The organism is Bartonella vinsonii subsp. arupensis OK-94-513 (genome assembly GCF_000278235.1).
In the GTDB taxonomy this organism is placed as follows: Bacteria; Pseudomonadota; Alphaproteobacteria; order Rhizobiales; family Rhizobiaceae; genus Bartonella; species Bartonella arupensis.
Map to the genome: position 1 here is coordinate 303142 of NZ_JH725038.1, position 16002 is coordinate 319143.

Annotated in this window: 15 protein-coding genes; 12 read left to right on the forward strand and 3 right to left on the reverse strand. The window is 38.8% G+C overall.

Translation table 11 applies throughout. From position 1 onward, the window contains the following. Positions 1-10: 10 nt before the first annotated feature. Complete coding sequence (locus tag ME1_RS06435; protein ID WP_004864748.1) at positions 11-2191, reverse strand: TonB-dependent hemoglobin/transferrin/lactoferrin family receptor; 2181 nt, start codon at positions 2189-2191, stop codon at positions 11-13. Between the two features lie 241 nt (positions 2192-2432). On the opposite strand from ME1_RS06435, the gene ME1_RS06440 reads away from it, so the two are divergent. Beyond that, a complete protein-coding gene (locus ME1_RS06440; protein ID WP_004864749.1) occupies positions 2433-3215 on the forward strand; it encodes an energy transducer TonB family protein in 783 nt (260 codons plus the stop codon). A 107-nt stretch (positions 3216-3322) separates the two neighbouring features. Here the strand turns inward: ME1_RS06440 and ME1_RS06445 are convergent, their stop codons facing one another. Then, positions 3323-5437, reverse strand: a complete 2115-nt coding sequence (locus tag ME1_RS06445) for a lytic transglycosylase domain-containing protein (protein WP_004864751.1) — start codon at positions 5435-5437, stop codon at positions 3323-3325. Between the two features lie 246 nt (positions 5438-5683). Between ME1_RS06445 and dapA the strand changes: the two genes are divergently transcribed. Further along, complete coding sequence (gene dapA / locus ME1_RS06450) at positions 5684-6568, forward strand: 4-hydroxy-tetrahydrodipicolinate synthase (RefSeq protein ID WP_004864752.1); 885 nt, start codon at positions 5684-5686, stop codon at positions 6566-6568. 15 nt (positions 6569-6583) lie between these two features. Beyond that, a complete protein-coding gene (gene smpB / locus ME1_RS06455) occupies positions 6584-7060 on the forward strand; it encodes an SsrA-binding protein SmpB (protein ID WP_004864754.1) in 477 nt (158 codons plus the stop codon). A gap of 41 nt (positions 7061-7101) precedes the next feature. Here smpB and ME1_RS06460 read toward each other — a convergent pair whose 3' ends face one another. After that, positions 7102-7770 (reverse strand): uracil-DNA glycosylase, encoded by a 669-nt coding sequence (locus ME1_RS06460; protein ID WP_035008884.1) that lies wholly within the window; start codon positions 7768-7770, stop codon positions 7102-7104. A 563-nt stretch (positions 7771-8333) separates the two neighbouring features. Between ME1_RS06460 and rpoZ the strand changes: the two genes are divergently transcribed. From rpoZ to recO, 9 genes are all read left to right on the forward strand, one after another. Then, on the forward strand, positions 8334-8732 hold the full coding sequence (gene rpoZ / locus ME1_RS06465) for a DNA-directed RNA polymerase subunit omega (protein WP_004864757.1): 399 nt from the start codon (positions 8334-8336) through the stop codon (positions 8730-8732). A gap of 132 nt (positions 8733-8864) precedes the next feature. Then, positions 8865-11090 carry a RelA/SpoT family protein gene (locus ME1_RS06470; RefSeq protein WP_004864759.1) on the forward strand — a complete coding sequence of 742 codons (2226 nt, stop codon included), beginning with the start codon at positions 8865-8867 and terminating at the stop codon, positions 11088-11090. A gap of 15 nt (positions 11091-11105) precedes the next feature. Further along, positions 11106-11684 (forward strand): orotate phosphoribosyltransferase, encoded by a 579-nt coding sequence (pyrE, locus tag ME1_RS06475; protein ID WP_004864762.1) that lies wholly within the window; start codon positions 11106-11108, stop codon positions 11682-11684. A 90-nt stretch (positions 11685-11774) separates the two neighbouring features. After that, the gene (locus ME1_RS06480; protein ID WP_004864764.1) at positions 11775-12377 is read left to right on the forward strand and encodes a DUF2062 domain-containing protein; all 603 of its coding nucleotides are present in this window, start codon (positions 11775-11777) and stop codon (positions 12375-12377) included. Next, positions 12374-12775: a holo-ACP synthase gene (gene acpS, locus ME1_RS06485; RefSeq protein ID WP_004864766.1), complete on the forward strand. Its 402-nt coding sequence runs from the start codon at positions 12374-12376 to the stop codon at positions 12773-12775. The genes ME1_RS06480 and acpS overlap by 4 nt, the downstream gene beginning before the upstream one ends. A gap of 86 nt (positions 12776-12861) precedes the next feature. Continuing rightward, positions 12862-13674 (forward strand): signal peptidase I, encoded by an 813-nt coding sequence (gene lepB, locus ME1_RS06490; RefSeq protein ID WP_004864768.1) that lies wholly within the window; start codon positions 12862-12864, stop codon positions 13672-13674. Continuing rightward, positions 13655-14362, forward strand: coding sequence for a ribonuclease III (gene rnc / locus ME1_RS06495; RefSeq protein ID WP_004864770.1), 708 nt, complete (start codon positions 13655-13657; stop codon positions 14360-14362). The genes lepB and rnc overlap by 20 nt, the downstream gene beginning before the upstream one ends. Next, the gene (era, locus tag ME1_RS06500; RefSeq protein WP_004864772.1) at positions 14355-15260 is read left to right on the forward strand and encodes a GTPase Era; all 906 of its coding nucleotides are present in this window, start codon (positions 14355-14357) and stop codon (positions 15258-15260) included. The genes rnc and era overlap by 8 nt, the downstream gene beginning before the upstream one ends. 1 nt (position 15261) lies before the next feature. Continuing rightward, positions 15262-15999 carry a DNA repair protein RecO gene (gene recO, locus ME1_RS06505; RefSeq protein ID WP_004864774.1) on the forward strand — a complete coding sequence of 246 codons (738 nt, stop codon included), beginning with the start codon at positions 15262-15264 and terminating at the stop codon, positions 15997-15999. Positions 16000-16002 lie beyond the last annotated feature (3 nt).

Here is a 16002-nt window from a genome sequence, read left to right on the forward strand (position 1 = left end):
ACAGAAGTGACTAAAACTTTTGCACGAACGATACCTTAAAGTTACGACCAGGTTGGCTATAATAATCATCTGGTGTTGCACTTTTACTTGAAGGAAGATCAGTTACATTCCAATGTTTTGTATTGAACAGATTATAAACACCAGCTCTTACAACAAGCCCTTTTTCACCAAAGGGTTTCCACCACCCTGATATATCAACAATGTTATACCCAGGAACGTTTGGGTAACTAGATTCTTGAGTAGCTTTATCACGTTTCATAGATGAAGTAAGTATGACGTCTGCTCCCCAAAACTCTTTTGCGTATCCTAGTCCAACAACCGTTTTTAAAGGTGGGATTGAGCTGAGATATTCATTTTTATCAAGATCTTTTCCTTGAGAGTAGACAAGGGCAAAATTGCTACGGAATCCACCATTAAGGGCCAAATGTATTTTTGCTTCAACACCAGAAATACGGACATTCGAACGATTCATGTAATGCCGACGCGCAAATCGGAATTCTTCTGATGGTCCTTTATCTACAGTATCTATGAAATTTTTATATTGATTGACAAAGGCACTAAGCAAACCACCGAAGCTCTTATCTCCATATCTTATACCAATATCATACCCATTGCTTATTTCTGCTTTAAGATCAGGATTTCCTTTCACATAATAAGCGGAGGGCTTGATATAAGAGACATAAAGTTCTGAACTGCTTGGTGCACGAAAAGCTTGCGCCCATTGTGCATAGAGCGTTACTTGATTACGAACATCCCATTCCATGCGTAACTTAGGAGAGAAATGTGAGCCATTTCTTTCAGGAGGGAATTTATCAGAAATCAGAGCTTTTTCATAAGCAGAGGTTTTTTGAGGGATATGCTCATACCAATCGTAACGAACTCCAGGTGTTATGCGGAAACGGTTATGAGAAAAGCCAATTTCATTTTCAAAAGCGAAACCAAAATTATAGCTCTTCGTATCTGGTGAATCTGATCGATTAGCAGGCACAAAGAGACATCCCCGTGCATATTCTTTGACATGACAATTATCTCTTCCTAACAAATAATGATGAAATTGAGAGGATGAAGCATTAGTGGCAAGCTTTAACGTATGGCTTACAGTGCCAATATTCACTTTTTTGAGAGCATGCGCATTTAAACCATAATTGGTGTTGCGCACAAGGTTATCTCTCAAATAATCTCCTTTTGGCGCCCTAACACGAAATCCGCTCATAATATCATTATTTGATTGCTTTAGCCAGTAAAGTTTCCCGTGGAATGCATCAAGAAATGTATCCCCGTTACCGCTGTAATCATAAGAGAGAGAAAGACGTTCACGGCGTTTATTATCTTGATCATAAACAGAACCTGGAGAATATCTTTCGCTCGCATTTAATAAATGCGTGTTCTTGCTATAACCAAAGCGCTCTGCTGTAAAACCAAGTCGGTGGTTATCATTGAAATATTGATGAACTTTAAAAAGCAAATTATTTTGGTCAAAATGAGCGGGATTTTTACGTGTACGTTCTCCATGATACCCTTCTATGGTACCCATATTCTTGCGCTCTTGCCCTTGTGTATGAGATCCTTGAAAAAGCAAAAATGTTTGTCGGGCACGCACTGCAAAAGCCTGATCTATACGCCAACTATTATTAACAGAGTGATAACCACCTTTTATAAGGCTCCCCCAATTTTTTTCTTCAGTGATAAGGTCTTCAGGATTAAGGGTACGTAAAGCAACGACTCCCCCCAGTGCACCGGATCCATAAAGACTAGAATCTGATCCTTGAATAATATCGAATGTGGAAAGAGCGCTAAAGTCAAATGTCGTATTTCCACTGTTTCCACGCAATATATCATTAAGCCATGGAAGGACAATACCATCCATCGTTGTGAGAACCCGGTCTGCATTTAAACCACGAACTACAAAACTATTCTTCTCAGAGTTGTAAGCTATGGATGGATCAAGACGACTAATTTCATGGGCATCACTTATTTGTTGTTCATCAATATCCTTAGCGGTTTTACGATCAGTTAGAATGGTTACTGAACCTGAGGCCCCCTCTATTTTTTTCCCTTTAATAACAATTGGTTTAAGCTCAGTTATAGCACCGCTCTCCTTATTTTGCGCAAAAACAAATGAAGGGATACAGACTGATAATGCACTTAAAATCAGGCAGCTTTTATGGATATTTTTTCGTCTTATTCGCATAACACATCATAACCTTTTCTTAAACATCCCCTCGCTAGCTCAAAACTTCGCATAAAAAACGCTTGACTTAACCATTACAAATAAGCCAGCCAAGCAAAAGTGATTTGATTTTAGCAAAAAACCACAGGAAAACCATATTAAACATGACAAAAGCAGTCAAGAAAAAAGTTGCATTTTCAAAATAGCTTGTTTTAATACATTTGGATACCGATGTTAAGCTTAGAATAGCGGCAGAAAGACTATGATTTTTACAAATACGAGGCGGTTATTAACTCTTTGGATTGGTGCGTTTATTTGCGCTTTTTCTTTGCATATAGTATTGGGAGCACAGTTTTATTTTCAGAGTACTGGTGTAAATAAAGGTACGCTTTCACCTATTGTTATGCTGACTGTTGTGCAAGAAGCTGCACATCCGGATGTCGACGTAGATTTTCCGGATATTGATAGAGATCTATCGAATATGGATACAGAGTCAGAAGAGTTGCAGTCTGATCTATCAGAACAGGAGTCGGAGAACTTGGACACCATGGATGAGGTTCAACCGGAAGAGCCTCAGCATACCGAAGAAAAAGATGATTTTGCATTTCTCAAGTCTTTGGAGAAACCTTTTCCTCAAGAAGTAGAGCGTAAAGTGATCGATAAAAAACCTATACCGATACCAAAGGCTATGGTAAAGCAGTCTATCGCAAAGAGGGCACGTTCGTCTATCACCCATCAGGGTGGCGATGCGGCAGCACGTGAGGATGCGTTGTTAGTGGAATGGTTAGCAAAGGTACAGACGCAATTAGAAATGCAAAAAAAATATGTTGTAGGACAGCGTAACAGTCCTGCAAAAGGAACAGTCAAGTTAGAATTTAGGGTGCATGAGCAGGGGAGTATTTTTTCTAGCCGTGTTGTAGTCTCTGCTGGTAATCCGGAACTTGATCGATTAGCTATGGCAGCGCTTTACCGTATAGGTTCTTTTCCACCACCACCACCATCAAAAGTGAACAAAATTATTAGAGTATCACTGATATTTAGCTGATTTTCACCGGTTCTGTGATTGATTTTCATACATTTTATATTTGTTACTATAATGTTGTCGTTTGTAAGTTGAGAAATGAGAATGAACGACTGTAGATCACGGTTATATTACTTCCATCGACCGTAAATAAGATCTGCTTTTATATCTGTTTTTCCAGTAAGTCTTGCTTTGTAAACTCCGTAATTCTCCATAACACGCATCACGTAATTCCGTGTTTCTGTATAGGGAATGCGTTCAATCCAATCAATGACTTTATCAAGAGATTGCCCTCGAGGATCTCCATAACGTTTTATCCATTCATTAACACGACGCGAGCCTGCGTTATAGCCAATAAGAGTCAAGATATAGGATCCATTAAAACGTTCCAATTGTTCGCTTAGAAAATAGGCACCTAATGTAGCATTATAGCTGGCATCACTGCTCAGTTTTTGGGGTGACCATGTGATTGAATATTTCTTTGCAAGTGTTTTTGCTGTCGTAGGCAGAAGTTGGAGGATGCCTCGTGCACCTGCTTTTGATATAGCTGTTGGGTTAAATTCACTTTCTTGACGCGCGATAGCATAAACAAACGCTTGTCCTGCAGCAGATACATTGGCAGTGCTTGGTATAGCACCTATAGGATGGGAAAGGGCACCAACATTTTTACCTTGAAAAACAGCATTTTTTCCGATTTTGAGACTAGTATAATAGTCTCCATTTTTTTCTGCCATCACAGCCAACAGAGCTAATTCACCAGGGCTTTCTATTTTTTTTCCGAGTTCTCTATAAAAAATTTTAGCTAGCTGAGCATAACCGGCTGCTTCAAGACGTTGAATTGCTTTAATAGCATTGCGTGCGCTAAAACGTTGCCGTTCAAGGGCTGTTGGTTTAGGAAAAAGAAAGTCGAGTTTTTTTTTGTTAAGCCGTGCAGCTGCTAATTGACCATAATAAGTTGCACCAAAATGAGCAGCACGATGAAAATAATTTTGGGCACTTTTATGTTCACTTAGAGTTTCTGCTGCTCGTCCCATCCAATAATATCCACGGGATGCAGAAAGAGGCGCAGAAGATAATTGGGGAATACGCGAAAAATGGTGCATTGCCAATTTAGGGTCATGAAGAAACCGTAGTGCATACCATCCCGCATGAAATTCAGCATCGACTGCCAATAAAGATGGCATACCAATGTGTGTGGAAACGAGTTGATAAGCAATTTTAGGTTTGTTTAAATCAAGCATTTCACGAGAAAGGGCACGTTGCTCTTTCCACAATGCATGAGGGTCTATAAGTTTTAATATATCTCTTGGCGTTCTCATAAGAAGTGTTGCGGCAGCATTATATTGTCCAGTTCGCCGAAGATAACGAATTCGAGAAAATTGTAAGAGAGGATCTTTTTGCCATGTTCGCTCCACAGCTCGTAATTTTTGTGCGGCTCTAGGATCATTTTTTTCAACGGCGACAAAAGCATTAAAAAGAGATTGAGCATAAGCCAGTTTTGCAACGCGCTCTGCTGAATCAAATTGGTGTGCATAAAGCATGAATTGCATGCGTTTTAGATGATCTATAGGTTTTAATGCAGCACGTGCATTTTTAAGAATAAGTTCTTCTTCTTTTATATTGAGCTTTGTTTTATGCCACCACGGTGCAATAATTTGTCGAGCACGGGCGGTTTGTCTAGTTGCGATAAGTGCTTTAGCAAAAAGAGCCATACCTTGTGCGGTTAAGGGGGGATGATGAGCAAACTTTTGGATGATTACATGTGCGGAATTGGTTTCATTGATAAAAGCACGTTCCGCATTATATTGCATAGTATTTATGCTGGGCCATCCTTTTAGCTCGTGGATTGCATTGAATATTTCAGAACTTGGGATATTGGCTTGGCTTGATATACCGATTGCCCATGTCAAAATATGATAATCAAGGCTATTTTTTTCCATTGAATTGCGAAGGCTTATTGTTTTTGCAATGTTATTATTAAAAAGTGCATCTAAACCAGCTTTAAGTTGTTTAAGAGGAGCATTATTATTGAGCGGTGTAGGGGAGGTATGGGTTGACGTATGAAATTGTTTAAGAGGTTTCTGAGCTTCTTTTTTTATGACAAAAGGAATAGGACGCGCCAGAGGAATTGGTGCTTTCCCAGGCAAAAGACGTGTTTGTGCACATGCACTTGAAAATGAAATTGTTGTTGCCAGTATAAGTACAGTAAAGGTTTGCACAAAAAAAGGGACAGAAAGTGGGCGCATAGAGAAAAAACCTTGAGACCTTGCTTTTTTGAAAACACTCAAGAATTTTTAGAACACAAGCGTGAAAAACGGGTTAATGTAGGCTGATACTTTAAAGAAATATGCGGAATTGAAGGAGACATATGCTAAATCTTATGAGAACTAACGTGAAATTCATCTTGCTTCAATAATAGAGCAGGATTATGCTCTATTATTGCTAATCTATAAAGGCCATAAAAATAAAGAGAACATTACAGGGAGTTTATCATGCTCAAGGGAGCTGTGACCGCACTTATCACACCGTTTAATGATGAAGGCGCTATTGATGAGAAGGCATTTTGCAATTTTGTTGAGTGGCAGATTGCAGAAGGTATTAACGGTGTAAGCCCTGTTGGAACAACAGGTGAATCACCAACTTTAAGCCATGAAGAGCATAAGAAGGTTATAGAGTTATGTGTGGGGCAGGTTGCTAAGCGTGTTCCTGTTGTTGCTGGAGCCGGATCCAATAGTACAAGTGAGGCTGTAGAGCTTGCGCAACATGCGCAAAAGGCAGGTGCAGATGCAGTTCTAGTAGTCACTCCCTATTATAATAGACCTAATCAGTCTGGTTTATACACGCACTTTTCTTCCATTGCGAAAGCTATTTCTATCCCTATTATAATTTATAATATTCCTGGCCGTTCTGTGATCGATATGGCTGTGGAAACTATGAGAGATCTTTGTCGGGATTTTAAAAATATCATTGGTATTAAGGATGCGACGAGCAAAATTGAGCGTGTGAGTGAACAACGTGAAAAGTGTGGCAAGGATTTTGTGCAGCTTTCTGGTGATGATTGTACAGCATTAGGTTTTAATGCACATGGAGGTGTAGGGTGTATTTCGGTTTCCTCCAATGTTGCTCCCAAACTCTGTGCACAGCTTCATGCTGCTTGTTTGTGTGGTGATTATAAAACAGCCCTCAAATTAAATGACCGCCTGATGCCTCTCAATCGTGCAGTATTTATTGAACCCAGTCCTGCAGGTATTAAGTATGCTGCTGCAAAATTAGGGTTTTGTAACGATATTGTCCGTTCTCCAATTGTTCCACTAAAAGATACAACAAAAAAGATGATTGATGCGGCTCTGTGCCATGCGGGTCTGCTTAAAGAATAAAATGATAGAGTAGCCATGAACAAAAAGAAGAATGTGCCAGTACGAAAAATAATTGCTGACAATCGTAAAGCCCGTTTTAATTATGAAATTCTTGATAATCTTGAGGCGGGTTTGGTACTTCATGGTGCGGAAGTGAAATCATTGCGTTCCAATCAGGCCAATATTGCTGAAAGTTATGCCAGTTTTGAAAATGGGGAATTATGGCTTGTGAATAGTTATATTCCTGAATATACGCAAGCTAATCGTTTTAATCATGAGCCGCGTCGTTTGCGTAAATTATTAATTTCGAAACGTGAAATGGCACGATTTTTTAATGCCACTTCTCGTGAGGGAATGACACTTGTTCCCCTTAAACTTTATTTTAATGAAAGAGGATGTGCTAAGTTGGAAATTGCTCTAGCACGCGGGAAAAAGCTTCATGATAAACGCGAAACAGAAAAGAAACGTGATTGGGGACGCGAAAAAGCAAGGCTTTTAAAAAAATATGGATGATAAGATTGGTTTGTATATTTTTATCAGAGCTCTGAGAGGTTTTAGCATTGATCTAGATATGTTTTTGCTGCTTCAAAAATCTCATGGAACATAACATCTGTTAAGCGGCCAGTGTTGGTATTATAGCGTGAGCAGTGATAACTTGAAAAGATGCGCAATCTTCCGATATCATTTATTTTTCCATGTCCGAAAGGATGGGCTAGGATTTTTGCGTTGAGGGCACGTAAAGTTGAATGATGTGCAATAGTTCCGAGGGTGATAACAGCTTTAAGTTTGGGAAGATTTGTTAAAAGAGGGGAAAAGAAATATCGGCAAGTATTGATTTCTGCACTAGTGGGTTTGTTTTCTGGTGGAACACAACGAACCGAGTTGACAATTGCGACATCAATCAATTCAAGAGAGTCGTCAGCTCTTTCTTCGAAGGTACCTTGGGCAAAACCAAACTTTTTTAGAGTGGAATAAAGTAAGTGCCCAGCATAATCACCAGTGAATGGGCGTCCAGTTCGGTTTGCTCCGCGTAACCCAGGAGCAAGACCAACAATGAGAAGCCGTGTTGCAGTTGCACCTTTATAGGGAAAGAATGGGCGTACCGGTGCATTATACCAACTCGGTTCTTTTATACGCCAGTCAGAGATAAACTTATGTAATCGTGGGCATAAATTGCAGTTTTGCGGTGGTTCTGGGCAAAGAGATGTTAATTGGCTATTCATAGGCATTAATTATTTTTATAAAAATTCTTTTGAGTTGTTTATGAGGTGTATGACGAATTATATTTTTGTAAACAACCATGATAAATACAAATGAGCTATTTGATAACAGAGTTTAACATAAAATGATTGCCAATTCTTTTTCATAAAGGTGTAAATCTTTTAGGAGTTTATTCGGTGAATTAAGAGAAGAATGAAGAGAGACGTTATGGAATAAAACTTGTTATCATAAATACTGCGTATGAGATTGTCATTATTGCAAAAAAAATAATAAATTGGAATGATTGCTATAATTTCAAAAGACGATTTTTCTAGAGTAGAGAGTCAATTTATCAAGTGAATATAGTTTTGTGTTGGAAACCGATACTTTAAAAGTTTTTATTTTAGAAGAGCACTTGGAACAAATTTCAATAGGTTCTGCGCCTTTATGAAGATTCCAAGGTTTTTTAATAAGCTTTCTGAGAAAAAAATAAGGCTTGTGTTGTTTTTCTTGTGTTTTATTTTGATTATTGTATATACTCCAATACCTATTATAAAATTTTTTAAGCTTTAAGAAAGAGATATAAATGGCCCGCGTAACGGTAGAAGATTGTATTGATAAAGTCGATAACCGCTTTGAGTTGGTTCTTTTAGCTGGGCATCGAGCGCGTCAGATTTCACAGGGAGCGCAGATCACGGTTGATCGTGATAATGATAAAAATCCAGTTGTTGCTTTGCGTGAAATAGCTGAAGAAACATTATCACCGGCTGATTTGAAAGAAGATCTTATTCATTCATTGCAAAAGCATGTGGAAGTGGATGAACCGGAAATGGCAAGTGAATTTATTTCTCATTCAGGTGAATCTGAGAATGTTTTTGGAGTCTCGTCAGAAGAAGAGGGGTGTTCATTTGATTATATGTCAGAAGAAGAGCTTTTAGCTGGTATTGAAGGTTTAGTCGTTCCGGAGAAAAGTGACGATTATTAACTGCAGAGATTTATATTTCAGGAGAAAATATATGTTGTTATGTGTTAGTGGTTGTTTTTCTTATCTTTTTAATTGATAAACTGTTCACGTTCAATAAGGGTTAAGTCGTGAAAAGATAAAGGATATGCTCGTATGATGCGTCAGTGTGAGCTTGTTGGGCGTGTTCAACGTTACAAGTCTGACGTGGATGAGGCTCTGTTAAATAGAGCCTATAATTATGCAATGCAAAAGCATGGTCATCAAAAGCGTGCTTCCGGAGATCTTTATTTTTCTCATCCTTTAGAAGTTGCTTCTATTTTGACAGATATGCGGTTGGATGAAGCGACAATTGCTGTTGCTCTTTTGCATGATACAATTGAAGATACAAGTGCTACACGAGCAGAAATTGACCAGCTTTTCGGATCTGAAATCGGTAAGTTGGTTGAGGGGCTCACAAAACTTAATAAACTTGATCTTGTATCGAAGAAAGCAGTACAGGCAGAGAATCTTCGTAAACTTCTTATTGCTATTTCTGATGATGTTCGTGTTCTTTTAGTCAAACTTGCTGATCGTCTTCATAATATGCGTACTCTTGGTGTTATGCGTGATGATAAGCGTCGGCGAATTGCTGAGGAAACAATGGATATTTATGCGCCACTTGCAGGTCGTATGGGGATGCAAGATATGCGCGAAGAATTAGAAGATCTCTCTTTCTTTTATTTAAATCCAGAAGGTTATCATACGATAACCAATCGACTTTCTGAATTATCGAAGCGTAACCGTGATTTGCTTTCTAGGATTGAAAATGAACTGACAAAACTTTTTTTTGAACATGGTATTAAAGCAGATGTTAAAAGCCGTCAGAAAAAATCTTATTCAGTTTTTCGCAAAATGGAAAGTAAGGCATTATCGTTTGAACAATTATCTGATATTTTTGGATTTCGCGTTATTGTTGAAACAGTGAATGATTGTTATCGTGCTCTTGGTATTATTCATACGACTTGGCCAATGGTACCTGGTCGCTTTAAAGATTATATTTCTATACCAAAGCAAAATGATTATCGTTCCATTCATACGACGATTGTAGGACCTTCGAGGCAACGTGTAGAACTGCAGATTAGAACTGCTGCTATGGATGAAATTGCTGAATATGGTGTTGCAGCACATTCTATTTATAAAGATCGTGGTTCCAATTATTCGACTTTGAAGTTATCAAACGAAACCAATGCTTATGCATGGTTGCGTCAAACGATTCAGTCTTTATCAGATGGGGATAATCCAGAAGAGTTTTTAGAACATACAAAACTTGAGCTTTTTCAAGATCAAGTTTTTTGTTTTACTCCAAAAGGCCGATTGATTGCCTTTCCAAAAGGCGCGACTCCTATTGATTTTGCTTATGCCGTTCATACGGACATTGGTAATTCTTGTGTAGGGGTAAAAATTAATGGTCGTATTATGCCTTTAATGACCAAATTAAAAAATGGTGATGAAGTTGATATTATACGTTCACAAGCTCAAATTCCGCCAGCAGCATGGGAATTTCTTGTTGTGACAGGTAAAGCGCGCTCAGCCATTCGTCGAGCGACCCGTGCGGCGGTACGTAAGCAATATTCTGGCTTAGGATATCGTATTCTTGAGCGTTCGTTTGAGTATATGGGAAAGCAATTTTCAAAAGATGCTCTTAAGCAAGTTTTGCCACGTTTGGCACGTAAAGATGTGGAAGATGTATTGGCTGCTGTTGGACGTGGGGAACTCCTTTCCACGGATGTTGTTAAGGCGGTTTATCCTGATTATCAAGATCACCGTGTTGTCCAAAAATCATCTTTTAAGCCTGGGGAAGAAGGTTGGTTTAACATTGAAAATGCTCAAGGGATGATTTTTAAAGTTCCAGAAAATGAAAAGGATGTAACTGCGCAGAAGCATCAATCCAAAGCATTACCTATCCGAGGAACCCGTGGAGATATTCCTGTACGGTTTTCGCCTGAAGGAGCAGTACCGGGAGATCGGATTGTTGGCATTATGCAACCAGGAGCGGGAATCATTATTTATCCGATACAGTCTTCGGCTTTAATGGCCTATGATGATCAGCCAGAACGATGGATTGATGTTCGCTGGGATATTGATGCTCAAATGAGCGAACGTTTTCCTGCTCGAATTAATATTTTGGCTGTTAATAGTCCTGGCTCATTGGCAGAAATTACACAAGTGATTTCTGCCAATGATGCCAATATTCAAAATTTATCTTTTATTCGTACAGCGCCAGATTTTACAGAAATTGTGATTGATCTAGAAGTTTGGGATTTAAAACATTTGAATCGTATTTTTTCTCAGTTAAAAGAGGCAGGTTCGGTTAGTGCAGTACAGCGAGTTCATGGGTAAAAAAGAGATTTGACGATGAATACACAAGATGTGATTGATATTTTTAAACAAGCAGATGCTATTTTGGAAGGGCATTTTATTTTAACATCAGGCCGCCATAGCGCTACTTATATGCAAAAGGCGAAAGTATTTATGCATGCTGATTTGACGGAGAAGTTATGTCGTGGGTTGGCTGAAAAAATTAAAAAATCTGTTGAAGGAAAAATTGATTATGTTGTTGGTCCTGCAATTGGTGGGCTTATTCCTTCGTACGAAACTTCGCGTCACCTTGGTATTCCCTCTTTGTGGGTAGAGCGTGTAAATGGCATCTTTGAATTGCGTCGTTTCGAAATCAAGCAGGGTGCACGTGTTGTGATTGTTGAAGATATTGTAACAACAGGCCTTTCCATTCGTGAGACGGTTGAGGCTTTGCTTGCGGCAGGAGCAGATGTGTTGGCGAGTGCATGTATCCTTGATCGTTCTGGCGGTAAGGTTGATGTTGGAGTTCCGTTGATTGCGCTTGCTGAATACGAGATAGCATCTTATGATAGTGACGCACTTCCTGCTGATCTTGCTATGCTGCCAGCGATCAAGCCAGGGAGTCGAAATATTTAATTGTCTTTCTATTTTTTTACAAAATCTTGGAGAAATTAATTTGAATCATATGGATTATTTCATTGTCACGAGATGTATATAGAGAGTCAAATGCTTTTTCGTCGTAGAGAACCAGTAGATTTTGTAAAGCGTGTTCGACTTTGGCTATGGCCGCGTCGTTCATTCTCTCGCTCATTTTGCTACATACGTAAACGTATTTTGCGTATCTCAGCAACACCACATAAAGTTGCGTTGGGGTTTTCTATTGGCATTTTTTTAGCTTGTTCGCCTTTTTTTGGGATGCATGTTATTTTGGCAATATTTTTTTCTTGGATTTTACGTGGAAATTTTGCTGCGGCGATTATCGGAACGGTTTTTTCTAATCCACTTACATTTTTGCTGATTGTTATGGCCGATTATAAGATAGGCTATTTCTGTTTATCACTTTTTAGCAATGTAAATGAGATTTCTCTTTCTCAAATTCGTATTTTGTTTGAGGATTTGACACTGTCAAATATATCTCCGCTTTTTAAGGGTACATGGGACTCAATCATGAGACCGATGATTTTAGGTGGTACCCTTTTAGGTCTTATTTTTGGCAGCTTATCTTATATAGGTGTTTACAGAGCAATTGCTCGTTTTCAACAAAAGCGATATCAAAAGATTATAAAAAAAAAGCGTTTATGGCAAAGAAATTCAGGTAATATCTTATGATCATTGGTTTTGGAAATGATCTCATTGATATAAGACGCATCGAGAGAATGTTGATTCGTTATGGGGATCGTTTTATTCAACGTATTTTTACGGATATTGAGCAGACTAAATCTGAAAATCTTTCCAAAAGATCTTCTTCTTATGCCAAAAGATTTGCAGCCAAAGAAGCATGTGCTAAGGCTTTAGGGACTGGAATTGCTTGTGGTGTGGGTTGGAAAGACATGGGAGTAGTCAATTTACCGTCTGGCAAACCAATCATGAAACTCACAAATCGTGCGCAAATGCAGTTACAAAAGTTATTGCCCCCACATTATGAGGCTGTCATCCATTTGAGCTTAACAGATGATTTTCCTTGGGCGCAGGCATTTGTTATTATCGAAGCATTTCCGCGTGGATAGAATAGATATTGTGGGAGATTGTGCTTTTGTTATTTGGACATTATGATAAAAAACGAATTATATCTGTCATGGGAAGGTAGTCTGTAATGGTTCAGAAAGAAAAAATGCATCAAAAGAAAGAAAAAGGCGGAATCGTTGAATTTATTTTGGTTTTGATTCAAGCTCTGTTTTTAGCAGCACTTATTCGTACACTTTTTTTCCAACCTTTTAGTATTCCTTCTGGTTCAATGCGTCCTACTTTACTTGTAGGAGATTATCTGTTTGTTTCCAAATATGCATATGGATATTCTCGTTTTTCCATACCCTTTTCTCCTCCTCTTTTTTCGGGACGTATTTGGGCATCTCAACCTCAACGTGGAGATGTTGTAGTTTTTCGTTTACCGAGCAATCCGGATATTGATTATATAAAACGTGTTGTTGGGCTACCAGGTGATCGTATACAAGTTCGTCAAGGTGTTCTTTATATTAATGATAAGGCTGTTCCACGTCATTTTATGGGGAAGATTGATAATTCTGATATAACAGAGGTTAATTACCCTGTTGATGTATATCGCGAGACAATGCCTAATGGTGTTCGCTACGATACACTTGATTTAGCTTTTATTCCGCAAGTTGATGACACAAAAGTCTTTGAAGTTCCACTAGGGCATTATTTTATGATGGGTGATAACCGCGATAATTCAGATGATAGCCGTCTGGATGTAGGGTATGTTCCAGAAGAAAATCTTATTGGTCGAGCAGGCGTGATTTTTTTCTCTATTAGTAATGGTTCAAGTGCTTGGCAGATTTGGCGCTGGCCATTTGATGTGCGTTGGAGTCGTTTGTTTTCTTTTATCAACACTGTTCATGATTTGCCGCTTGTTGAGCAAGGAATCAATAATGAAACGTCCAGTAATTGAGCAGCTTGAAAAACTGACGGGGCATCGTTTTAGAAATGAAGAGAAATTAAGAAGAGCATTAACACATTCAAGTGTACAAGATTCAGAACAAGGGAATTATGAAAGACTGGAATTTTTAGGTGATCGGGTTCTAGGACTTTTGATTGCAGAAATGCTGTATCAATTTTTTCCACAGGCAAGTGAAGGTGAATTATCGGTACGTTTAAATGGTCTGGTGAATGCGCAGACATGTGCCGATATTGCGCGAGAAATGGGTTTGCCTGATATGGTTCATGTTGGTTTTGAAATGAAAAACTTCGAGGGGCGTCGACTCATCAATATGCATGCTGATGTGGTAGAAGCTTTAATTGCTGTGATGTATCTAGAGGGAGGGTTGAAGAGTGTTCGGCCTTTTATTCAAAGATATTGGAAAGATCGGGCAAAACAAATGGATGCGGGTCGACGTGATGCAAAGACGGCGTTACAGGAATGGGCTCATATACAGAGCAATGCACAACCATATTATCGGGTTATAAAACGTTCTGGTCCAGATCATGATCCTGTTTTTATGGTAGAGGTAAGCATTTCTGGTTTTGCTCCAGAGATTGGGCAGGGCAGTTCTAAAAGATATGCTGAAAGAATGGCAGCTGAGAAAATTTTACGACGAGAGGGTATATGGAAAGCAATAGGAAAAAGTGATCATGGATGACGTTATTAAAACGCGTTCTGGCTTTGTTGTGCTTATTGGGATGCCTAATGCTGGCAAGTCAACATTAGTTAATCAGTTGGTTGGAACGAAGGTTTCAATCGTAACGCATAAAGTACAAACAACACGCACTTTGATCCGTGGTATTGTTATTCATGATAATACGCAAATTGTGTTGATTGACACACCAGGTGTTTTTCATCCTTACAAGCGATTAGAACGTGCAATGGTATCTGCTGCTTGGGGAAGCGCTAAGAGTGCTGATATTCTTTTAGTTTTGATTGATGCTCAAAGTGGTCTTTCGGATGATGTCTATACGATGTTAGATATTGTAAAAAATATTAAGCAGGATAAGATTCTTGTTCTTAATAAGGTTGATACAGTTGTTAAGTCCTCCCTTTTAGCATTAACCACTCAAATTAATGAGCGTGTGCCGTTTGTGCAGACATTTATGATTTCGGCTCTGAACGGTTCTGGTTGTAAAGATTTGCTTCATGCGTTAAGTGCAATGATGCAGGAGGGGCCATGGTATTATCCAGAGGATCAAATTTCAGATATGCCCATGCGTCATCTCGCTGCTGAAATTACACGTGAAAAACTTTTTCTCCGCCTCCATGATGAACTGCCTTATTCCTCAACTGTTGAAACAGAAAATTGGGAAGAGCGTTCGGATGGTTCAGTTAAAATTAATCAAGTCATTTATGTAGAGCGTGAGAGTCAGAAAAAAATTGTTTTAGGAACAAAAGGCAATACAATTAAAACAATTGGTCAGGCAGCACGTAAGGAACTAATGGAAATTATGGACCAAAAGGTTCATCTTTTTCTCTTTGTAAAAGTGCGTGATAATTGGGATACTGATCCGGAACGTTACCGCGAAATGGGATTAGATTTTTTAAAATAAAATGAAATGGAAAGAGCAGGCCATTATCCTTGGTACACGCCAATATGGTGAAACCAGTGTTATTCTTGAAATTATGACACGTCTGCATGGCCGCTATATGGGGGTGGTAAAAGGAGGGCAATCTCGTCGTATGGCGGCTCTTCTGCAACCTGGAAATTGTGTTGAAGCCGAATGGTGGGCGCGTTTAGATGAACATTTGGGGCTTTTTCGGCTTGAAGTGCTTGACTTCCATGCTGCACGATTAATAGTCTTACCGGATGCACTTTATACTTTGCAGTTAATAGCTTTTCATTTGCGCCTTCTTCCTGAGCGTGATCCGCATCCCATTTTATATGATATTTTACATCTTTTTATACAAAATTTTGAAGAAACGTTTGTAAACGCTGAATTACTTGTGCGTTTTGAAATGCGGCTTCTTGAAGAACTTGGCTTTGGCCTCGATTTATCTCGTTGTGCTGTAACAGGTCGTCAGGAAAGGCTCTGTTATGTATCACCAAAATCAGGACGTGCTGTATGTGAAGAAGCAGGTTATCCTTGGAAAGAGAAACTTTTAATTCTACCACAGTTTCTTGTGCAAAGAACAGCTCGTCCTGTTGATTTTAATGACATATTAAATGGTTTTATTTTAACGGGTTTTTTTTTAATGCGTCATGTTTGGGAACCACGAGATATAAAGCAACCATCGGTACGCATGAATTTAATACAATTGTTTGAACGGCGATTTCGCATGCAAACATGAATG